This is a genomic window from Brucella lupini, assembly GCF_002252535.1.
Classification (GTDB): domain Bacteria; phylum Pseudomonadota; class Alphaproteobacteria; order Rhizobiales; family Rhizobiaceae; genus Brucella; species Brucella anthropi.
On the sequence record NZ_NNRN01000023.1, the window covers coordinates 72,702 to 93,587 of the forward strand.

The following is a 20,886-nucleotide window of genomic DNA, read 5'->3' on the forward strand; positions in this document are numbered from 1 at the left end:
GCACAGTTTGGAAGGTAGCTGATCTGGCTACTCGCCTTAAACACCTAATGCATCAAGCGCAATCTGCCGAGCACGGCGCGCGGTTTCCTCGTCGCAAATGAGTACATTGCCGGTGCCGGAGAGCAGCGCGGCAGCAAGCGCTTCTGCCTTGTTAAGCCCGCCCGACGCGAACACCACAGTCGGCACGCTTTTTAGGGTCTCGAATGACGGCGCTATGGCGCGCCGGTTGATCGGATGGTCGATGGGCTTACCATTCCGGTCAATAAACTGCGCGACGATATCGCCGCAGGCACCAGCTGCAATCAGTTCATCCAACGAAACGTCACTCGGCAATCCGTAGCGGATTAGCAGCGAACGCATCGTCAAGTCGCCAATACTGACAAGGATGATGTCGTTCTTCCTGATCCGCTCAAAAGCGCTTTCGAACACGTCCTGACTGACAATGGCGTCGCGAGATTGGGGGCTGCCAGCGTAAATCGGCGCGGCGAGATAAGCGCATTGCGCATTGAGCTGTCGCGCCAGATCACTCGCAATATCGAAGGTGTTGATCTCGATGCCGTGCGTGAGACCGCCGAGGACGGAATTAACGGAAACATCGGGCCGTTTCAGCTTAGGCATGTGACGCACCATCTCGCGCAATGTCGCGCCCCACCCCACGCCGATCCCCGATATGTCGGTGGTGTTCAGCTGGTCTACGAGATAATCGGCGGTCGCCTGTCCCACCAGCACCGGCACCAGATCAGGATTGTCGGGCGTCGGCACGATACTGGCGTGGCGCAACGAAAAATCGGCGACGAGCTGTCGCTCCAATTCTACGCATGACACCAGTCGCGAGTTCAACGTGATCGTCACCAGCCCCGACCGGCGCGCCTCGGCGATAATCTTGTTGATGCGCAGGCGATTGGTGGAGAAGGCCTGCGCGATTTCTCCCTGTGTGCGACCTTCCATGAAATATTGCCAGACAACGCGCATCTGCATCTGTTCTTCAGAGAGCGCAGTTGGACCGTTCAACAAAGGCTTTCCGTTCATCCTCAGAACCTCATTTGCCAACCGGGCCTCGCCAGGCGGACCCTCTGCCTGTCTGCTTTGGTGTAGCAGCGCTTGTCCTGCACGGAAAGATAGCGACCGTTAGAATGTACGGGACAAATCGCTGATTCCACGGTTTCAATATCGAGTATATTTACATCTGTAATTAAACGTTGACAACTGTTTCAACCTATCTAGACTGAATGTCGTCAGAGTTGAAGCACTACCGGGAGGAAAGAGCGATGCGGCCGGAAATCAAAAGGGCAAAACGACATCGACCTATCCCGTACGATATGCGGCCTTGCTTTCCTGCCTTCCATCCAATGCCCTTCATGCAGGGATGATTGCCATGACCGACACAACATCAGCAGGCTTGGATGCTCTTGAAAATATTGCTCTCATTATTTTTGACTGTGACGGGGTGCTGATCGACAGCGAGCCCATCGCCAGCCGGACACTTGCCGAAATGCTGCGCAATGCCGGCATGTCCATCACGGATGAGGAGGCGCATGTCAGGTTCACCGGCCATTCAGAACCGGCTATCCGCAGGATCTGTGCGGAAGAATTAGGCATGGTCGACGTCGATGTCCATTTCTCCGCCTGGCACACGCGCCTTTATGAGGAATTTGGGCGTTCGCTCACATCGATGCCCGGCATTGATGCGGTGGTCAAAAGCGTGAAGCGGCCCAAATGCGTTGCCTCGAACAGTTCCATCGAGCGCCTCAAAAGCAGTCTGGGCAAGCTTGATTTGTGGCAACATTTCCATCCCGCAGTGTTCAGCGCCCAGATGGTGGCAAGACCCAAGCCTGCCCCGGATCTTCTTTTGCATTGCGCTGAACAATTCCACGTCAAGCCGGAGCATTGCGTGATGATCGACGACAGTTCGCACGGCGTCGTCGCCGCCAATGCAGCAGACATGACTGCGATCGGATTTGTCGATCCAGCAGATCCGCGTCCCGATCGGGCTTCGCTTCTCAAGGCCAGCGGCGCTGCTTTCGTGGTCAACGGAGCCGCAGAGTTACCGGCTGCGATAACCGCTGCCAATATCCTCATCGGTGAACATGACAGACCGACCGATCACAGCGTTACATTTGCAAAGCCACACCAACAGTTGTAAATTTTTTTCGATGCGGTGAATTGATCTGATCAGTTTGCAATCAGGGGAATGAAAGAATGGTCCGCGTCATACAGATTTCAGACACGCATCTTGGACGCCACAAGGCGCATTTCGTGGAAAACTGGCGGCCTTTGAAAAACTGGCTTGCCAGTGAAAATCCCAAACTCATCATCCATTCCGGCGATATCAGCGTGGACGGCGCGGATGTTGAGGACGATTTTGCCTTCTGCCGCGAAGTGATGGTCGACCTGCCCGCCCCGATGCTGGTTGTTCCGGGAAACCACGATGTCGGCGAACCGCAAAGCGCACATCAGCCGGCCAACGAACATCGTCTGGAACGCTGGAACCGACAGTATGGCGCAGATTTCTGGGCAAAGGATGTGGGAAACTGGCGCCTTCTCGGGTTTGATTCCATGATCTTAAGTTCCGGTCTTGCGGCGGAAGAAGCGCAGTTTCACTGGCTGGAACGACAAATGGAGAGCGCGGACGGCCGCCGCATCGCATGGTTTACCCACCAACCTTTGTTTATCAATGGCTGGGAGGATATCGACAACGGCTATTGGTCGGTAAAGCGGGAACCGCGCACCCGGCTGCAGCGCCTCACGCAGCGTTTCGGTGTCGATCTTATCGCCAGTGGTCATCTTCATCTCTCACACGATTTCATTCTCGACGGCGTCCAGTTCGTCTGGTGTCCGTCAGCCGCCTTCGCGGTTGGTCCACACATGCAGCCGCCTTTGGGCGGCGAAAAACAGCTTGGCGCCGTACGCTACGATTTCTCGGAAACAGGTTTCAGCTTTACGCGTGTACATCTGCCGGAACTGAAGATGATGTGGATCGATGACGTTGTGCACGAGGTTTACCCCCCACGATAGTTTGGGCGGGCGACGAATGCTGGAGGAGAGCTTTTGTCCCAAGTTGATATCCAAAACATCAGCAAATCGTTCGGAAGCCTCAAGGTGCTGGACGACATTAATATTTCGATCCGCGACGGGGAATTTCTTACCCTCGTTGGGCCTTCGGGCTGCGGCAAGTCGACACTCGTGCGCATCATAGCCGGCCTGGAAAGCCAGTCGGCAGGTACGATCAGCGTGGACGGCGCATCGGTGAACCACCTGCGCCCGCATGAGCGCAAGCTGTCGATGGTGTTCCAGAGCTACGCGCTTTATCCGCATATGACGGCTTTCGACAACATCGCTGTTCCCCTCACAGTAGAAAAACTCAGCCTGTTGGAGCGCATTCCGCTGATCAAACATCTCTCGCCGCGCCGCAAAAGGCTCACACAAGAGATTGCAAAACAGGTCGAAGCCGTGGCCGGCCAGTTGAAGATCGAGGCGCTGCTTGGCCGCAAACCTGCGCAGCTTTCTGGCGGGCAGCGCCAGCGCGTGGCGCTCGGCCGGGCGATGGTCCGCCAGCCGCGTGCCTTCTTGATGGACGAACCGCTATCCAATCTGGATGCGAAACTGCGCGTCCACATGCGCACAGAACTGACTGAACTGCACAAGCGCATGGGCGCGACTTTCATCTATGTCACACACGACCAGATCGAAGCCATGACCATGTCGGACCGTGTCGCAATGATGGACGGCGGCAAGGTGCAGCAGCTCGGGACGCCGACGGAACTTTATGAGCACCCGGCCAATCTGGAAGTGGCCCGCTTCATTGGCAGCCCAACAATCAATACCATGCCCGCATCGATTGGACCGGCCGGCCGTGTGGAAATACACGGTCGGCCGCTTGGCATCGCCGTCAACCTGCCGCAAGGCGAGAGCGTGACCATCGGCATCAGGCCGGAGGCGCTCGACCTGCGTTCGCCCGAGCAGGCAGCTGCAGGCCAACCGATCATCGACGCACGCCTGCGCCGCACGGAAAATCTCGGCGCCGAATTTCTCCATCACCTCGACCTGACCGGCACGGACGCCACTGGCTTCATCATGCGCACAACATCACCACACGAAGACATCCACGAAGGCGACGCCGTGCGACTGACCTTCGACCCCACGCTTTGCCATATTTTCGGCCCCGACGGACGGCGGGCCGGAAAAACGCATGTGCTCTTGTCAGACGACGATTCCGGGAGGGCACAACATGGCTCAACGCGTTGAACCGGCCCTTGGACAAAGGCTTGGCCGGCGAGAATTCGTCGAGAAGCTGACAGGGCTTGGCCTGGCGGCACCCGCATTCATGCTGCTCTTGCTGCTCCATATCGTGCCGCTGATTGTCTTGGTGGTGCTCAGCCTCACCGATTATCAGCTTGGCGACCTGACGCTGTCATTTACCGGCCTCAAGAATTTTTCCAATGCCTTGCACGACGAGACCTTCCGTCGATCGCTCTTCAACACGTTCATCTACGTGGCCTTCGTGGTTCCCGGATCAGTGGGGCTCGGCCTCCTGTTCGCCCTCCTCATCCATGGCCGAACGCGTAGCCGCGCAATCTATGAGGTCATCTTCTTCCTGCCGGTCACGGCAACACTTATTGCCATGGCATCAGTATGGAAGTTCCTGCTTCATCCAAGCCTTGGCCCAATCAATGCGATTATTGTTGCCCTGGGCTTCCAGCCCGTCAATTTCCTCAGCGACCCCGCCTATGCGCTGCCGACGCTGGCGGTCATTGGAATCTGGCAACTGGTCGGCTTCAACATGGTGCTGTTTTTGGCCGGTCTCTCGGCGATCCCCAAAGACCTATATGAAGCCGCTGATATTGATGGCGCGGCTGGCGTGATCGATCGTTTTCTGACCGTGACCTGGCCGATGCTTGGGCCGACGACCATGTTCGTCCTCATCACCACATCCATCACCGCCTTCAAGGTCTTTGACACGGTAGTCGCGATCACGCGAGGGGGCCCACAAGATTACACCAATGTGATCCTTTATGCGATCTATCTGGAAGGCTTCCAGTATTTCTCGACCGCCTATGCCGCAGCTCTGACTCTGGTGTTTTTGGCATTCATCCTGATCTTTTCGGGCATCCAGACCTTTTTCATAGACAGGAGGGTGCACTATTGACACCGATACCGGACATGAAAGCACAAGCCGCAAGCCCGCCTGCCCGCAGCCTCTCGGGGCTGAAACGGGGGCTTGGCTTCATCGCGGTCCACACCATCTTGATCGTGGGCGCAATCTTTATCGTCATGCCCTTCGTCTGGATGCTGGTTACATCAATCAAACCACCAAATGAGATATTCAGCGCTCAGTTGCGGTTATGGCCAACGCAGTTTTATGGCGTGGAAAATTACAGCTTCGCGCTTGAAAGCGCTCCGTTGCTGCGCTTTGCACTGAACGGCGTCATTGTGTGCAGCGGTATCCTTCTGGTCCAGTTGATTGTCGCAATCCCGTGTGCCTACGCACTGGCCAAGCTGAAATTTACCGGCCGCAACCTTTTCTTCGTTCTGATCCTGCTAGCACTGGCGATCCCCATCCAGGTGCCAGCGCTTCCCCTTTATATCGCTCTGGCCTGGGCTGGCCAGCTCAACAGCTATTTCTCGATGATGCTGCCGTTTTTCCTGTCGGCCTTCGCCATATTCCTGTTCCGGCAGTTTTTCAGGAGCTTTCCCGACGATATCATCAATGCCGCACGACTTGATGGCATGGGCGAGCTTGAAATCATCTGGCGCATCGTCACGCCGAGCGCCATGCCGGCAATCGCCGCTTTCGCGGTATTCTCGATCGTCGCGCATTGGAACGACCTTTACTGGCCGCTCATCGTCATTTCCGACAATCAGCTCGCTCCGCCACCGCTTGGCATGCTGCTCTTCGCAGACGCGGAAACTGGCTCGAATTATGGAGCCCTGACGGCGGCCGCCACCATGCTTACAGCCCCGCTCGTGATCTGCTTCCTGATTGCGCGCAAGCGTTTCATCCAGGGCATCACCATGACCGGTGTCAAATAAGAAGCCTCAATAAATAAACGTCTTAATCCAGGGAGGAACATATGAAACATATAGCAAAATTCATCGCCGCCGGAACCCTGACGCTTTGTATGGCGGGAACGGCACCCGCCTCCGAGGTGACACTGGACGTGCTCTACGCACAATCCGGCTTCGCGAAGTTCCATGATCCAATTTCGCAAGCCTTCATGAAGGAACACCCGGATATCAAGATAAAATTCCGGGCTCCTGCCAAGGACTACGACGAAGGCCATCTCCTGATGCAGCGGCTGGCCGTCACCAATCAGCTTCCAGACATCTACTTTCCCGGCTATCATCTTATGCCCGAGCTTGCGCGCACTTTGTCCAAGCGCAATCAGATCGTGGACCTCAAGCCGTTTCTGGATGCCGAACCACAAAACTGGATAACGGAGAATTATTCACAGTCCATGCTCGATATCGGCGTTGTAGATGGTACCAAATACGGTATGGCCTTCAACGCGTCGCTCCCAATTCTTTACGTCAATGAAAGCGCCGTCGAGAAAGCAGGTTTGGACCCCAAGGAGGTACCGGCGACCTGGGACGATCTTCTGGCGCGCGCCAAGAAAATCCATGACGCAGACCCGAAGATGGCGGGTATCGGTTATACAATCTACGATTGGCCCGACGATTGGCTCTGGCAGACCATTTTGCGGCAGAAAGGAACGCAGCTCGTCGAGCCTGAAACGGGAAATGCCGGTTTCGACAATGAAAAGGGTCTGGCAGCCCTCAAAATTCTCCGTCGTATCGTGACTGAGGGCGGCGAGAATTTGTTGGAATTTGAACAGGCGCGCCAGCAATTCGCAGCCGGACAAACAGCCTATTTCATCGATACACCCGCCCGCCTTGCACAGATTATCGGTCTTGTAGGAGACCGCTTCAAACTGAACACGATAAGAGTACCGGTTGACGATAAGGAAAATGGCGGCCTCCCGACGGGCGGCGCGGCGGGCATCATTCTTTCACAAGATGAGGCAGTGCAAAAGGCGGCCTGGGAATATCTGAAATTCGCCACCGGTCCGAAAGGACAGAGTATCGTGGTAGAAACGACAGGATATCTGCCGACGAACAAACTGGCTGACGGCGCTGATTATCTTGCTCCTTTTTACGAAAAGGAACCGCGCTTCAAAACAGTGGCATCCCAAATCGAGCTGGCGCGCCCGTGGGAGGGCTATCCGACCGGATCGTCGGTGCGCATCTGGCGCGCGGAACGCGACATCATTGCCAAGGTTATGCGGGGCGATCTTACCCCCGAAGACGGCCTGCCTATGCTCGTGAAGACGGTCGATGAAATGACGAAGTAAGTCCGTCATCACTAACAGCTAACCCGGTTAATTCATAGCGGAATGGATATGGCGCGCATCGTGCAAATTGCCGTGTGCCGAAGTGAGCGTTTTTCACAGGGGGACATTCGCCGGTTTTAACCGGTCGTTGTGTCATCTGGGTTTGGAAGTTGCGACGAACGGGTTGAGGTTTCGGGGCGTTTACGCCCTTTTTTTACGTTGCCAGCTTTGGAATGCGTTCAAGCACGAGGCGCAGGATATTCTGGCTTGGGCAAGAGGTCGGCAGATGGAGACGGATCTGGGTCTTCATTTCGATCACTCGCGCTGCGATCTTGATCAGGCGCAGCCGCAATGTGTCGAACTGAGCGACGGCGAAGCGTGAGCGTTTCGGCATCGCAGCGCGCAGGCCCCACATCAGCCAATAGGCCCCAGCATGCAGGAAGAGGCGGAACTGGTTGGCGGTGGCTCTGGTGCAAGACGTGCGGTCAGCCGCCAGATGCGTCTTCCACGACTTGATATGGTTCTCGGCCATGCCACGTCGGCAGTAGACGCCCTCATAAAGCGTTTTCGGTCTGTTGCCTGTGAGGTTGGTCACGATGAAGCGGGTATCTGTCCCCTGGGCACCAGCTTCCATACGCGCGATGATGCGTTCCACCCGGCTCCAGCTCGCCGCCCCATCGAAGAATTCCGTGAACCTGCGCACCTTGCCCGCCTTTGCCGAGGTCTCGAAGCGCTTGCGCAGTGTCGTGGTCGGCGCCACGCCAAGGATGAAGTCAACGTCATTGGCGCGACACCAGTCAATGACGAGTGGGCTGGTGTAATGGCTGTCGGCCCGGATCAGAATACAGGTATTGGGCCAGTTGTTTCGGATCATCCGTACAAGGCGGCGCAGGTGGGCGCGGATTTCAGCGCCGCCTGGTCGCTTGGCCGGGCGTAGCACTGCGGCGACGAACCGGCCGTCACCATCGAAGACGACAATCGGCTGAAAACCGTATTCGTCATGATGGGCATTGAACAGGCGAAGCTGCTGGCAACCGTGAACAGCATCAAAAGTATCATCAATATCAAGCACGATCCGCTTCGGTACCTGCCGGAAGGAGGCGCAGTAAAGGTCGATCATGGCCTGGCCCATGGCGAGGAGTTCACGAACGTCCGGAAGGTTCTCCAGCCGACACATCGTTGATTGAGAGGCCAGCGACCGGCCTGAGGGCAAACTATTGTGCGCCATCTTGAAGACCGGATCGCTGCGAAGCCGGTTGGCATCATTGCCATCCTCATAACCTGCTGCAATCATCTGTATGCGGAAGCTGATCATCGTCGAAAGACCATGTACAATCTGATCTGAACGGCGCGGATCCTTGATGCAGCCTGCCAGGCGCTCGGCAATACGATAGCGCTTCTCGACTTCATTCAAAGCCAGAAGGCCACCATCCGATGACAGCATTCCGCCGTCAAACCGGGCAACAACATTCTTGCCATCAATGGGTGACAAACCGCTCAGCGGCACCGTATGATCGTTCATGGCGGATGTAGTCTCCCGGAAACTGCACGGATCGGCTTCGACAACCATTTCTTACGCTGTTTCAAAAGGTTAGGCTACATCCGTCAACTCGACATGAATTATTCAGGCTAATTTTGCCCTGTAGCCCCTAGCAGCGTATAGATTGTATCGCCAGCCTGCCATCGGTCATATAACCGTTGGCAGGCAAATTCCGAAACGGCGCAGGAACACCCATGACAAACGAAACGTTGATCCCTAGCCGGCGCGCTTTTGCATTGAAATGTGGTGAGCGATACATCCCGAGGCCTTGCTGCGGCCGTTTCGCGCAAACCATGATCCGTCACGCCGGGCGACTGGCAACTTGCGGTTCGGTCAATCCGCGTTCTACGAAATCGGTGTAGATGCGCTTGACCACTTCGAGTTCCTCTGGTGGTCCCGGTTTAAGAATGACGCGATCGGTCTGGATGTTCTTGTGTTCGCGTGGGCGAAGTTAACTCTTTGGATTGCCAGCATCATCGATCAGGAAACTGCGCAATCCGAAACCCGAGGGATCACCTTGACGGAACCCTTTCTTGATGAAGGTCGTCTGGCCCATATGCACTCTCGTCGAGAGCACGCAACTATGTTCCCGGGCGAAGCTTGACGAAATCAGACGGTGAAAGGCAATCTTGAGGGTTTTCATTCCATCCACGTCACCAAGCAATAGCGGTTGGCGTTCCGATGAGGTGGAAGTAAGGGTGAAGCGTCCGGCCTTTATCTGGACGATCACAGCTATCGTTGAAGTGACGAAAATGCCGATGACCGTACGTAAGCCCGCGACAGTTGGTGAAATTCTGGTGGAAGAGTTCATGCAGCCTTGGGAATTGACACAATCGGCGTTGTCCGGGGCGATGGGGGTTCCGCGCAAGTATGTGAACGAGCTTTGCAACGACCGCCGTACGGTGACGGCTCCGACCGCGTTCATTCTGGCGCGTGTGTTCGACAATAGCCCTGACTTCTGGGTGAACGTGCAGCGCCGGACGGATTTGTGGGAAGCGATGCATTCGCCGCGCGAGCGTGAGCGGATCGAACGGGCCAAGCTGCTCGCTTCCGCAGCATGAAGGCTAAGCGCTAGCCTTGGCAGGGGCCGCGTGATAGCGCGGATTGAGTGTCAGTCAGCGCAAAGTCATCACCGACATAGAGAAGGGGAGCGGAATGCCGTTTTGCCAAGGCATAGGCAAAACAATCACCGAAGTTCAAACCGGCTCTCGTTCCAAATCCCTTGCCGTATTCCACCCGCGCCTTCATCGCAGCTCGTGCAAGCCTGTCATCTATGGACGCAACCAAGATGCCGAAATCAGCAAGGAATGCATCCAGATCGGCAATCGCAGCATGCCGATCTCCCTCCCTGATCCTGCCCGCAAGAACTGTACCGGCCTCGACGTAATTCACCGCCGATATCAGACGCGCCGTATCAGACTGGAGAGCATCCATGCACTCCGGCGCTTCCACCTCATCGAAGAGGATCGCTATGATCGCTGATGCGTCGACAATCATCATTGATGATAGCCTGGCTCTTCTGAGGTATCGCCGACGGCTTCGTCCCATTCCTGTTTCGTAACCGGACGGCGGTCATAACGACTGGCACGCTCACGAACGAAAGCTTTCATACGCGCAACGTAATCGCGCTGCGCCTCGCGCTCGGCACGAAGCCGGTCCAGTCGCTCTCGCATGGCCTGAGTGATAGCGTCAGTCATGGTCTCGCCGGTAAGACGGGATAGTTCCCGCGCCAACCGGTCTGCTTCATCGGTCTTGATGCTCAAGGCCATGGTAATCTCCTCATATAGACACACTTTCTAGATATCATTTCTATATTGTATCTTCAACGGAGAAACGGAATGTGGACGTTATTCATCGTCCTGATTATCGAGCCCGATTTCCAACTCTTATCCCTTTGATTGTCATTTGCAGCCCGCAGGGACTTTTCGAAATCCTCGCGCGCCATCTGCCTGCCGATCAGCTGGGCACTGGATAATACCACTGCGCCAAGCCGTTTGGCGGCATCGGCCTTGTCATCAGCATCCGGCTTGTCGCCAGCGTGATTGCCGTTGGCTGATCTGCATTCGTTCGCTTGCCTTTTCTGGCCTATCTCCAAGACCGACGGTGGCACAGGCTCTCCCGGCTGCACGGTTCACTGTGCCAATCATTTCCAATACCCAAGGGCCTCCAGGTGGCATAGCTCGACCGCCCATGGCGGCCTTTGTCACGAGGCTTCAGCCCGACCGGTTGCCCGGCAAGCCGCTTGTTAACTACCAGACCTATAGACAATTATCTGGGGGGATCCTTCCTCCACTGGTGATACGCGCCTTCGAGGCGCCCTGAACGGCGACAGTTATCGTCTCGCGCAAAGCCGAGCCAGTAAGGCCGGCTGAAACCCTCGCAAAATCGCCGACGCCGCCAGCGGCCTACTTTTACACCGCCCTTTGGCCTGATTTTATTCCGCCGTTGACACGGGTGTGCATACGAAATCAATGGTGATAGATTCCGGTATGAACGACACCGTCCACACCGCACCATGCACGATGCATGCCCGGGCTATTGAAGGGCAGGCAGATATTGCCCTTTGCGTCCACGGCCACAAGCCCGCCTGAACCGCCGATTTCACCAAGTTCGGTCACGACGTCGCCTGCTGCTTTGTGCAAGTCCTGCCCTGCCCAGCGCATACGCGCATCTATCTCATGTCCAACCGCCCGGCGAATAAAATATTCGCCATGTCCAGTTGCCGAAATGGCCGCAGTGGCATCGTCCGCCCAGGTTCCGGCGCCAATAACGGGACTATCACCGACGCGACCGGGCGTCTTGGCGGTCATGCCACCTGTAGAAGTTGCTGCAGCGAGATGACCGAAGCGATCGAGCGCGACCGCCCCGACGGTTCCGTGCTTGCGAGCAGGATCGCCGTCATCGGGAAGCCCCTTCTTGCGACGGTCCATTTCGACCTTGAGGGCATGGAGCCGATGTTCCGTACCGAACCATTCCGGGCTTTGCATTTCAAGACCGGCATTTTCACAGAAACGCCTGGCGCCATCACCGGCCAGAAATACATGCTCGGTCGTTTCCATCACCGCGCGTGCAGCAAGTATGGGGTGACGCGGGCCGCAAATTCCTGAAATCGAACCGCATTCACGCGTCATTCCATTCATGATGGCCGCATCCATTTCGTGGGTGCTGTCGGTGGTATAGACCGCGCCACGTCCCGCGTTGAACAACGGGTCGTCTTCCAATGCCATGACCGAAGCCGTTACAGCATCGAGCGATGTGCCACCCTCGCGCAGAATATTTAGCCCCGCCTCGAGACAGGCGCGTAAGGCAGCATGATAGGCCGCTTCGCGCTCCGGCGTCATAATAGATTTCAGTATCGTTCCCGCACCACCATGTAGCGCGATAACCGGCATCGTTTCAGACATTCTAACCTCAATGTGGAAGGAGTTCTGCTTTATCCAATCGCGTCAGCGCAACGCGAAACTCATGGCGGAAAGTGCCGTCATCCAGCCGACCACCTCTGCCATTGTCACACAATCAAAACCCACCGTGACGGCATCAACCCGTCTGGCTGGGGGGAGTATTGCCATTTGATCGGCGAGTGCCGCATTGCTCATCAAGAATTCTGTCTTGTATGGCCCATTCAGCCGGAAGGCTTTTTTACTACCAGCTTCTCGGACTGCACGTATCGCCCCTTCCCTTAGCATAGCGCGCGCCCGCTGAACGGATATCTGTCGCGCAGCCCGGTGACCGAAAGATTGTTTGACAACGATAAATTCAGCATCCGGGAAAAATCCAATATTCTCGTCCCTCGTGCAATCATCGCCGGAAACCAGACCAACTGGAACGCCAAGCTCTCCAGCATAAGCACCGTAAATACCCGGTTCCCCGTAAGGCAAGTTGTTGATGCGGACTTCCCGGAATGCAAAACCGTTTGTGGTGTGAGCAAGCACCCCACCCTTGCCGGCCATGGAATGATGCCCGACCATAAGGAACAGATCGAACTCAGCCGTCAAACCGCAGGCCATGTTCATCGGTTTAGGCTTGCCCAGAAGCAGATCGGCTGCCGGATGCAGCAGAGATGGCAGGATATTTGTCATCGGCCCGTGAGAGTCGTTGACAAGGATTTCGGTCGCGCCCGCTTCTACCAACCCCTCGATTACGGCGTTTACTTCCTCGGTCATGAGAATGCGCGCCTTCTCATATTCCGCATGACCAGCCTGCCCTTGCGCTGGAGCAACTACACCTGCAACTCCCTCAATATCGGCGGAGATATAGATTCGCATAACAACCGCTCCTCAGTCGGATCGTAGCTTCGGATCGAGCGCGTCGCGCAAGCCATCGCCAAAAAGATTGAAGCCCAGCACGGTGACAAAAATTGCGATGCCGGGGAATAACGTCAAATGGTCAGCTACGCCCATATAGGTCCGGCCATCAGCCAGCATGGCGCCCCATTCGGGACTTGGCGGTTGTGCGCCGAGACCGATGAAGGACAAGGCAGCGGCTGTCAGAATGGAGGTGCCTATACGCATCGAAAAATAGACGATGACGTTTGGCAAGGTGCCGGGCAAGATATGACGAAGCATGATAACGCGATCAGCCACGCCGATGGCCCGCGATGCATCGACATAGACGGTTCGCTTCAACTGCAACGTCGTACCGCGCGCAAGTCGGGCAAAAACCGGAATAGAGAAGATTGCGACTGCGTAGATCACATTGGTAATACCAGGTCCGAGCACAGCAATTACAGCTATAGCAAGCAGAATGCCTGGGAAAGCAAGCAGCAGATCGCAGAATCGCATGATAATCGAATCCACCCAACCGCCGTAAAACCCGGAAACGATACCCAGAGTGACACCAAAAAGAGCACCCAGCGTCACCGAAAGAAAGCCAACGGCAAGCGAAATGCGCGCACCCCAGATAATACGGCTGAATATGTCCCGTCCGTAGGCATCCGTTCCTGCCCAATGCCCGGCACTGGGTCCTTGCAGAACAGCATTATAGTCGGGTGTACTCGGATCGTAGGGCGCGAGCACGGGAGCCAGAATTGCCGCCAGTACCAAAGCAATGATGAAGACGAGCGCCACGAGGGCCACCTTCTGCTTTTTGAACCGCCGCCAGAATTCAGCTAATGGTCTGCGCATTTTCTGGGAGGGTTCCACCAAAACGGTTGTCGTGCTCATTTGTAGCGGATCTCCGGGTTTGCAAAGGCATAAAGAACGTCAACCAGCAAATTGATGAAGATGAACTGTAGCGAAAACAGCAGGATCAATGCCTGTATGACGGGATAATCGCGATAGGAAACGGAATCGACCAGCAGTCTTCCTACACCTGGCCAAGAGAAAACGCTTTCGACCACAATCGATCCACCGAGCAGAAAGCCGAATTGCAGACCGACCATTGTAATAATTGGGATCAAAGCGTTGCGCAGCGCATGTTTCCATATGACCCTGCGCTCCGGCACGCCTTTGGCACGTGCTGTGCGAACATAATCCTCCCGCGCAATTTCGATAAACGCTGAGCGGGTAAAGCGCGCCATCACGGCTGCAACTCCTACCCCGAGGGTGAATGAAGGCATCACGTAATGCTGCCACGTACCGTACCCGCCGGTCGGAAACCAGCCAAGTTTCACCGAAAAGATATTGATCAGCAACAGGCCCAGCCAGAATGGCGGAAATGAAATGCCGGATACTGCAACGATCATTCCGGCATAATCAGGCCATTTGCCCCGTTTTACTGCGGAAATCACGCCAATGAGCAAACCGAGAAGCGATGACCAGAGCATTGCAAATACGGTGAGCCAGACGGTAGGCATCAGGCGTTCGCCAATCTCCTCGGTGACCGAACGACGCGTTTTCAGCGAAACACCGAAGTCGCCCTGAGCTGCGCGCGCTATATAGCGCGTGAATTGCTCCGGCAACGGTCTATCCAGCCCAAGCGACGAACGAACTGCGGCAACATCCTGCGGGCTGGCGTCAGGCCCTGCCACGAGGCGGGCGGGATCGCCTGGCAGCATATGCACAAAGGCGAAAACGCAAACCATCACCAGCACGATGACAGGTAGGGTGGCAACAAGCCGTTTGATGAGATAGGAAAACATAAATTCCCTTTCGGAAAGGTAGCGCCGGCCCCCAAAGGCCAGCGCTCTTTTCACGAGCTGTTAGTCAGCAAATGCTGCTTCTTCGAGCAGGAAACCACGATCGGGAAGCATATAGACGCCGGAAAGCGACTTGGTCTTGGCCGATAGGTTCTGGTTCACACCGAGGAATATCCAGGGCGCGCCTTCCCAGGCGGCCTTTTGTGCGTCCGCGTAGAATTCTGCCCGCCTGGCCGGATCAGCCGTGCTGATTGCACCTTCGATGGCAGCATCGACCTTTGCGTCCTTGAAGTAAGCAACGTTGAACATTGCTGGCGGAAAGCTCTGGCCATAAAGCAGCGGACGAATACCCCAATCGGCATCACCTGTCGAAGCAGACCAGCCGCCATAATACATCTGTACGGCAGCATCCTCCGGCTTCTCGATGGACCAGATTTTCTGCGCAGCAACGCCAGCCTCAAGCGGCATTACGTTCACCTTCACATTGATCTGTGCCAGTTGCTGCTGGATGAACTGAACCGCACGTATGGATTCCGTATTGGAGTTCGCCCAGATTTCCGTTTCGAAACCATTCTCCAGGCCTGCTTCCGTCATCAATTCTTTGGCCTTGTCGAGATTGTACTCGTAATTGCCAACCGGAACATGGAAAGCAAGGTTCTTGGGAATGATCGAATCTGCCGGCTCGCAAAGATCGTTATAGACGATCTTGCAATAGGCTTTCTTGTCTACGGCGTAATTGAGCGCGTGCCGGACGCGAACGTCATCGAAAGGCTTTTTCAGATTATTGAGAGAAACGTACCACTCGACGATAGAAGGATCTTTGTCGACCTCGACATTCGGGTTCTTTTCGGCGACCTGCATCAGTTCAGGAGGGAAGGAAGGGATAAACTGGGCTTCACCCGTCTGGAGCATTGCAAAGCGCGCGCCCGATTCCGGCACTGAACGAACCGTAACGCCATCGATCTTGGGAAGCCCCTCTTTCCAGTAGTTGTCATTTTTCACGACTTCAAGCGTATCTGCCGACCAGTTTTTGAACTTGAACGGGCCGGTTCCGACCGGATTGCGTCCGATCTCCTTGCCATATTTTTCAAGCGCGGCCGGTGAAATGATCATAGCACCTGGATGAGCAAGCGAAGCGATCATCGCGCCAAACGGTTCCTTGAGGATCAATTTGACTGTAGCATCGTCAACAATCTGCACTTCCTTGACCATTGAGACCAGGCTGCGGCGCGAAAGCTTGTTGTCTGGGTTGGCAAGACGTTCGATATTGACCTTGACTGCTTCGGCATTGAAATCCGAGCCGTCGTGGAACTTGATACCTTTGCGAATCTTGATGGTAAATTCGGTCGCTTCGCCATTGGCTTCATAGCTTTCAGCCAGCAGAGGAATGAGTTTCATATCCTTGTCGAAGCCAAAAAGACCCTGATAGATAAGACGAAGCGAGGTCTGCGACAGCGTGTCATTGATGTTCGTTGGATCAAGACCTGTCAGGTTATTTGGTACCGCAACGGTAAGGGATTTCGCCCAGGCCGTCGCGCCCGGGAGCATCATCACGGCGGCCAACGCCGACGAAAACAGCAAGTTCTTCAGTTTCATTGTCAACTCCTTCCTAAGATCAATGAAAATCGCCGATGGGATGGCGTGCTACGAAATGGCCAGGCTCCACCTCAATAAGAGAGCTGACGAGCGGCATGTCGTCCGGTGAACGCACCGGGCTTGGGATTTCCCCCTCGATAAGCGGGCGACTGCGCTCACGTCGCTGGGGATCGGCAATTGGAACCGCAGAGAGAAGCCGTCGCGTATAGGGATGTTGTGGATTCTCGAAAATCTGGCGCCGCGGACCAATTTCAACGATCTGCCCGAGATACATCACCGCCACACGATGGGATATCCGCTCAACAACCGCCATGTCGTGACTGATGAATATGTAGGAAAGTCCGCGTTTTTCCTGCAGTTCCATCATCAGATTAATGACCTGAGCCTGAATGGAGACATCAAGCGCGGCAACCGCCTCGTCGGTAATGAGAATATCGGGGTCTCCCGCAAGAGCACGCGCTATACAGATGCGCTGACGTTGCCCGCCCGAGAACTGATGTGGATAACGATGTGCATGTTCTGGCCGCAGACCTACATCCCGAAGCAATTCCACTACACGCTCGTGAACTTCCGCCCCTTTTGCGAGTCCGTGGGTGATTAACGGTTCCGCAATTGAAAAGCCTACAGTCAGGCGCGGATCGAGGGATGCGAACGGGTCCTGAAAGACGTATTGGATCTTGCGGCGAATGGATTGCTTTTCCGCTCTTCCAAGTTTGAAAATATCCTTGCCATTGTAGAGGACCGCTCCAGAAGTGGCTTCCTGAAGCATCATAATTGTGCGTCCGGTCGTTGACTTGCCACAACCCGATTCACCGACCAGCGCCAGTGTTTCACCCTGGTGCAAACTGAAACTGACCTGTTCCACAGCATGCACGCGACCAGTGAGTTTCGAGAAGAGCCCGTTCCTGATATCGAACCGTGTCACCAGATCACGCACCTGCAATACCGGGTCAGGTGATTTGATCGTGTCTTGCGGAGGATACTCGGCAAAACTGTCCGAGCCGCTGTCATCTGCTTTCAATAGAGGAAAACGACGCGGAAGGTTTTCACCGTTAAGGGCTCCAAGACGTGGCACTGCGGCAAGCAACGCGCGGGTATAAGAGTGTTGCGGTGCAGCAAAAATGGTTTCTACTGTGCCTTCTTCCACTTTCTCGCCGCTACGCATAACAAGTACCTTGTCTGCGACTTCCGCCACAACGCCCATATCGTGAGTGATGAAGAGTACGGCCATGCCCATCTCTTCCTGCAGCAAGCGGATGAGACGCAGAATCTGCGCCTGAATGGTGACGTCCAGAGCCGTGGTAGGCTCATCGGCAATCAGCAGGCGCGGCCGGCAAGAAAGAGCCATGGCAATCATGACACGCTGACGCATGCCACCCGACAACTGGTGCGGATGACGGTCAAGTATGCGCCTGGCATCGGGAATACGGACCTTTTCCAACATGCGCAGTGCTTCAGCCCGTGCTTCAGCAGAAGAACATTTCTGATGCAAACGCACCGCTTCGGCAATCTGCTCGCCAACAGTAAAAACCGGGTTGAGAGAGGTCATCGGCTCCTGGAAAATCATCGCGATATCGTTGCCGCGAATACCTTCCATCTCATCAAGCGCGAATCTGGTAAGGTCGTGTGTAACTCCATCGCGGTTGGTAAATTCGATAGCGCCTTCCGTAATCTTGCCGCCACCGAATTCCACAAGGCGCATGATCGCAAGAGAGGTGACAGATTTACCGGATCCGGATTCGCCCACAACTGCCAGCGTTTCACCCGGTCGGATCTCGAACGACAAATTCCTGACCGCACGAAACGTGCCATCATCGCCCTTGAAATCAACACTGACATTTTCAACGCGTACGATCGGTGCTTCTACCGGCTTATTCGGTTTCACTGACATCCGTGGTCCTCGATTTGGACTGCGGCAGATCTTCATCCTCCGCATAAAGATAGGGCATGAGAGAGCGCGTTACGGAGACGGCATCCGAGACGCTCTGATGATGTGCCGTCAGCACGGCAATAATCGCTTCGAAGGCAGCGAGTGCCCCAATCGTCGAACTGTGCAAAACGGGGTGGCTCGCAGGCACAAAAATCTGTTCATGACTGTGTGGGCACAGCGGCGAGGCAGGGCCATCGGTTACGGCAATGCAATAGGCCCCCCTGCCCCTCGCGAGTTTCAGAAAATCAACGGTTGCCTGTGAATAGCGTGGCAAGGCCATCGCTATCACAAGATCTCCAGGCCCCAGCCGAAGCACTTTCTGGGCAACACGTTCAAGCCCGCCTGCCCCGTTCAGCATGATCTGCGACTGGGTAGAAAGGATCGATTTATCAGCGAGATATTGCAGCATGTTCGCACTGACGCCAAAACCGAGAAAGGCAACACGCGGCGCGTGCATCATCTGGGCGGCAACGCCCTCCCATGCGGTATTCCCGGCTTCACTCATAACCTGCCGCAGGCTTTCCGCCGCACTCTGGAAGGAGTCCTCCGCAATTTTTCCGGGCGGGATGTGACGGGCGCGGTCGACATTTTCCACGGGGCGCAGCAATGACTGATAGCCTTGCACCGCGAGCCCTCTGAAATCTGTAAAGCTCCCCAATCCGAGCGCCCGCACAAAACGGGTAATCGTTGCCGACGAGGTAGAGGTTGCCTGTGCAAGCTCCTCAATACCCATTGTCGCGACCGCGAATGGATTGGCGAGCACAAAATCTGCGATCTTCTGCTGGTTTGAGGTCAGACTACCCCGGCACGACCCGATCAAAGTTGACAGATTCACGTGGTTCCCGTTTGTTTTTATCTTTATGAAAATAAAGTTATCAGAAATATTTCAATTTGAAAATCTTTTTCACATCAGTTCACAACAGTTGCAGAGCAGCGAAGTCAGATAAGCTTTAGCCATTGTGCGAACGGTGGAATCTATGCGCTTTGATTGGAGGCGCGGTTGGAAGATTTTGCATCAGGTTTTGGCAAGCCGTCACATTTACCCGTGGCCATTCTCCGGCAGGCCGCCGAAACACGCCCTCACCACATGGACCGTGACCGACGACTGGCCCGATCCCGTTCCGGTCACGGAAACCGAGATCGAGGTGTTCGAGCGATGGTTCGGCGACCTGTTCGATGAAATGTTCGGCCCCGACGCTGGATCGCCCGATTCGGGAGCCAAAATCGAGCTTGAAAACGGTACTAAAAAATGATACTGGATACTCCATAAAAAAAAGCGTCACAGAGCCACGCTGGAACTGATCTTCGCCCGCCCAGTCAACGGTTCGATCCGCTGGGCGGACATAGAGGCGCTGTTTGTAGTTCTCGGGGCGGAAGTCAGCGAGCGGGAAGGTTCGCGCGTCGGCGTGTTCCTGTTCGGCGAAGTGCGCGTCTTTCATCGCACGCATCCGTCACCGGATACGGACAAAGGTGCGGTTGCCAGCATCCGTAAATGGCTGGACGAACACGGAGTAAAGCCATGAACAATGTCGTTGAAATCAATGGTGAGAAGGCAGTCATCGCTTTCGATCCCGAGATTCAGATGCTGCGCGGCGAGTTTGTCGGCCTGAATGGTGGGGCCGACTTCTATGCCGAGAGCGTCCACGATCTGATTGAGGAAGGCCGCAAGTCGCTGGCCGTGTATCTCGAAATGTGCCGGGAGAAGGGCATCGAGCCGCGTCGGAAGTTCTCTGGCAAGTTCAATGTCCGCCTCACGCCTGACGACCATGCCGCCGCAGTCATTGCCGCAGCAGCATCGGGCAAGAGCCTGAATGAATGGATCGTCGGGACGATCCGGGAGGCCGCTGAATAGCGGCCCCGTTCGGTTCGACCGGATTGAAAGGAGATGGCATGAATGCTTTGTGAGCGGCGCAAGCGCCCGATGATTTCTATATTGTTGGGAGAGGCGGATAGGTTCCAGGCTGGATGTCAATTTAGGGCGCTTGACCCTGTATAAGGAGATTAGCGAGGAAGCTCATCGCGGTGGAGAGCACGCCGGAGCGTTCGTTATCGGATTTATTGAGCACTTCGCGGGCGGCGCTGGCAATGACGGGATGCGGGCCTTTCTCGCCGACGTACGGGGTGGTCATCATGGCGGATAGCGCCGACTCGATCGGCCGGCGCGGATCGGAGAGGAAGGCGGCAACGCCGGCGAGCGTCTTGTCCTTTTCGGCATAGAGGACGTGCAGGATCGCGCCGACCAGCAGCGAGTGGTATGTCTTCTCCCAGTGATTCCCGCTTCTCCAGCGAGCCTTCGGGATCCACCAGCACATCGGCAACGTTCTGCACATCGCTGGCTTCCCATTCGCCTTTCCGCACCTCGAGCAGTGGATTATAAAGCGTGTCGCATTTATTCGGCCTCATACCCAGCAGCCTT

At 55.6% G+C, this 20,886-nt stretch carries 22 protein-coding genes and 1 pseudogene; 10 read left to right on the forward strand and 13 right to left on the reverse strand.

The features are described 5' to 3' along the window. Positions 1 to 36: 36 nt before the first annotated feature. Entirely contained in the window at positions 37 to 1,029 is a 993-nt protein-coding gene (locus tag CES86_RS02120) for a sugar-binding transcriptional regulator (protein ID WP_094513465.1), read from the reverse strand. Positions 1,030 to 1,375: 346 nt separating this feature from the next. Between CES86_RS02120 and CES86_RS02125 the strand changes: the two genes are divergently transcribed. From CES86_RS02125 to CES86_RS02150, 6 genes are read left to right on the forward strand one after another with little or no spacing between them, the layout of a single operon-like run. Beyond that, complete coding sequence (locus CES86_RS02125; RefSeq protein ID WP_012090900.1) at positions 1,376 to 2,143, forward strand: HAD family hydrolase; 768 nt, start codon at positions 1,376 to 1,378, stop codon at positions 2,141 to 2,143. Between the two features lie 56 nt (positions 2,144 to 2,199). Next, positions 2,200 to 3,015, forward strand: a complete 816-nt coding sequence (locus CES86_RS02130; protein ID WP_012090899.1) for a metallophosphoesterase family protein — start codon at positions 2,200 to 2,202, stop codon at positions 3,013 to 3,015. 33 nt (positions 3,016 to 3,048) lie between these two features. Continuing rightward, positions 3,049 to 4,245, forward strand: coding sequence for an ABC transporter ATP-binding protein (locus tag CES86_RS02135; RefSeq protein WP_012090898.1), 1,197 nt, complete (start codon positions 3,049 to 3,051; stop codon positions 4,243 to 4,245). Beyond that, positions 4,229 to 5,146, forward strand: a complete 918-nt coding sequence (locus CES86_RS02140) for a carbohydrate ABC transporter permease (protein WP_094513466.1) — start codon at positions 4,229 to 4,231, stop codon at positions 5,144 to 5,146. The genes CES86_RS02135 and CES86_RS02140 overlap by 17 nt, the downstream gene beginning before the upstream one ends. Further along, positions 5,143 to 6,030, forward strand: a complete 888-nt coding sequence (locus tag CES86_RS02145; RefSeq protein ID WP_012090896.1) for a carbohydrate ABC transporter permease — start codon at positions 5,143 to 5,145, stop codon at positions 6,028 to 6,030. The genes CES86_RS02140 and CES86_RS02145 overlap by 4 nt, the downstream gene beginning before the upstream one ends. Before the next feature lie 41 nt (positions 6,031 to 6,071). Beyond that, complete coding sequence (locus tag CES86_RS02150) at positions 6,072 to 7,349, forward strand: ABC transporter substrate-binding protein (protein ID WP_012090895.1); 1,278 nt, start codon at positions 6,072 to 6,074, stop codon at positions 7,347 to 7,349. Positions 7,350 to 7,542: 193 nt separating this feature from the next. Here CES86_RS02150 and CES86_RS02155 read toward each other — a convergent pair whose 3' ends face one another. After that, the gene (locus CES86_RS02155; protein WP_012090894.1) at positions 7,543 to 8,850 is read right to left on the reverse strand and encodes an IS1380 family transposase; all 1,308 of its coding nucleotides are present in this window, start codon (positions 8,848 to 8,850) and stop codon (positions 7,543 to 7,545) included. A gap of 340 nt (positions 8,851 to 9,190) precedes the next feature. Between CES86_RS02155 and CES86_RS02160 the strand changes: the two genes are divergently transcribed. Next, positions 9,191 to 9,472, forward strand: a complete 282-nt coding sequence (locus tag CES86_RS02160) for a hypothetical protein (RefSeq protein WP_041544966.1) — start codon at positions 9,191 to 9,193, stop codon at positions 9,470 to 9,472. Positions 9,473 to 9,620: 148 nt separating this feature from the next. Beyond that, the gene (locus CES86_RS02165; RefSeq protein ID WP_012090893.1) at positions 9,621 to 9,929 is read left to right on the forward strand and encodes a HigA family addiction module antitoxin; all 309 of its coding nucleotides are present in this window, start codon (positions 9,621 to 9,623) and stop codon (positions 9,927 to 9,929) included. A gap of 10 nt (positions 9,930 to 9,939) precedes the next feature. Here CES86_RS02165 and CES86_RS02170 read toward each other — a convergent pair whose 3' ends face one another. The 10 genes from CES86_RS02170 to CES86_RS02215 all read right to left on the reverse strand — a co-directional run bounded on the left by CES86_RS02170 (position 9,940) and on the right by CES86_RS02215 (position 19,305). Next, on the reverse strand, positions 9,940 to 10,368 hold the full coding sequence (locus CES86_RS02170) for a type II toxin-antitoxin system VapC family toxin (RefSeq protein ID WP_094513468.1): 429 nt from the start codon (positions 10,366 to 10,368) through the stop codon (positions 9,940 to 9,942). Next, positions 10,365 to 10,637 carry a type II toxin-antitoxin system VapB family antitoxin gene (locus CES86_RS02175; protein ID WP_012090891.1) on the reverse strand — a complete coding sequence of 91 codons (273 nt, stop codon included), beginning with the start codon at positions 10,635 to 10,637 and terminating at the stop codon, positions 10,365 to 10,367. Before CES86_RS02175 ends, CES86_RS02170 begins: the two co-directional genes overlap by 4 nt. A gap of 53 nt (positions 10,638 to 10,690) precedes the next feature. Then, positions 10,691 to 10,978 (reverse strand): hypothetical protein, encoded by a 288-nt coding sequence (locus tag CES86_RS27410; RefSeq protein WP_151595637.1) that lies wholly within the window; start codon positions 10,976 to 10,978, stop codon positions 10,691 to 10,693. 358 nt (positions 10,979 to 11,336) lie between these two features. Further along, a complete protein-coding gene (locus tag CES86_RS02185; RefSeq protein WP_012090889.1) occupies positions 11,337 to 12,272 on the reverse strand; it encodes an isoaspartyl peptidase/L-asparaginase family protein in 936 nt (311 codons plus the stop codon). 42 nt (positions 12,273 to 12,314) lie between these two features. After that, on the reverse strand, positions 12,315 to 13,133 hold the full coding sequence (locus CES86_RS02190; protein WP_012090888.1) for a M55 family metallopeptidase: 819 nt from the start codon (positions 13,131 to 13,133) through the stop codon (positions 12,315 to 12,317). A 12-nt stretch (positions 13,134 to 13,145) separates the two neighbouring features. After that, complete coding sequence (locus CES86_RS02195) at positions 13,146 to 14,030, reverse strand: ABC transporter permease subunit (protein WP_012090887.1); 885 nt, start codon at positions 14,028 to 14,030, stop codon at positions 13,146 to 13,148. Further along, positions 14,027 to 14,947 carry a glutathione ABC transporter permease GsiC gene (gene gsiC, locus CES86_RS02200; protein ID WP_012090886.1) on the reverse strand — a complete coding sequence of 307 codons (921 nt, stop codon included), beginning with the start codon at positions 14,945 to 14,947 and terminating at the stop codon, positions 14,027 to 14,029. Before gsiC ends, CES86_RS02195 begins: the two co-directional genes overlap by 4 nt. Positions 14,948 to 15,007: 60 nt before the next feature. Beyond that, a complete protein-coding gene (locus tag CES86_RS02205; protein WP_040129733.1) occupies positions 15,008 to 16,540 on the reverse strand; it encodes a glutathione ABC transporter substrate-binding protein in 1,533 nt (510 codons plus the stop codon). 19 nt (positions 16,541 to 16,559) lie between these two features. Continuing rightward, positions 16,560 to 18,431: a dipeptide ABC transporter ATP-binding protein gene (locus CES86_RS02210; protein WP_094513471.1), complete on the reverse strand. Its 1,872-nt coding sequence runs from the start codon at positions 18,429 to 18,431 to the stop codon at positions 16,560 to 16,562. Then, positions 18,412 to 19,305, reverse strand: a complete 894-nt coding sequence (locus CES86_RS02215) for a MurR/RpiR family transcriptional regulator (RefSeq protein ID WP_012090883.1) — start codon at positions 19,303 to 19,305, stop codon at positions 18,412 to 18,414. The genes CES86_RS02210 and CES86_RS02215 overlap by 20 nt, the downstream gene beginning before the upstream one ends. A gap of 517 nt (positions 19,306 to 19,822) precedes the next feature. Between CES86_RS02215 and CES86_RS02225 the strand changes: the two genes are divergently transcribed. Together CES86_RS02225 and CES86_RS27810 are read left to right on the forward strand one after the other, a co-directional pair. Continuing rightward, positions 19,823 to 19,993: a type II toxin-antitoxin system HicA family toxin gene (locus CES86_RS02225; RefSeq protein ID WP_235819864.1), complete on the forward strand. Its 171-nt coding sequence runs from the start codon at positions 19,823 to 19,825 to the stop codon at positions 19,991 to 19,993. Further along, positions 19,990 to 20,322 carry a type II toxin-antitoxin system HicB family antitoxin gene (locus CES86_RS27810; protein WP_012090880.1) on the forward strand — a complete coding sequence of 111 codons (333 nt, stop codon included), beginning with the start codon at positions 19,990 to 19,992 and terminating at the stop codon, positions 20,320 to 20,322. The genes CES86_RS02225 and CES86_RS27810 overlap by 4 nt, the downstream gene beginning before the upstream one ends. Positions 20,323 to 20,476: 154 nt before the next feature. On the opposite strand, the pseudogene CES86_RS02235 reads toward CES86_RS27810, so the two are convergent. Then, positions 20,477 to 20,886, reverse strand: a pseudogene (locus CES86_RS02235) (type IV secretory system conjugative DNA transfer family protein); the annotation flags it as partial.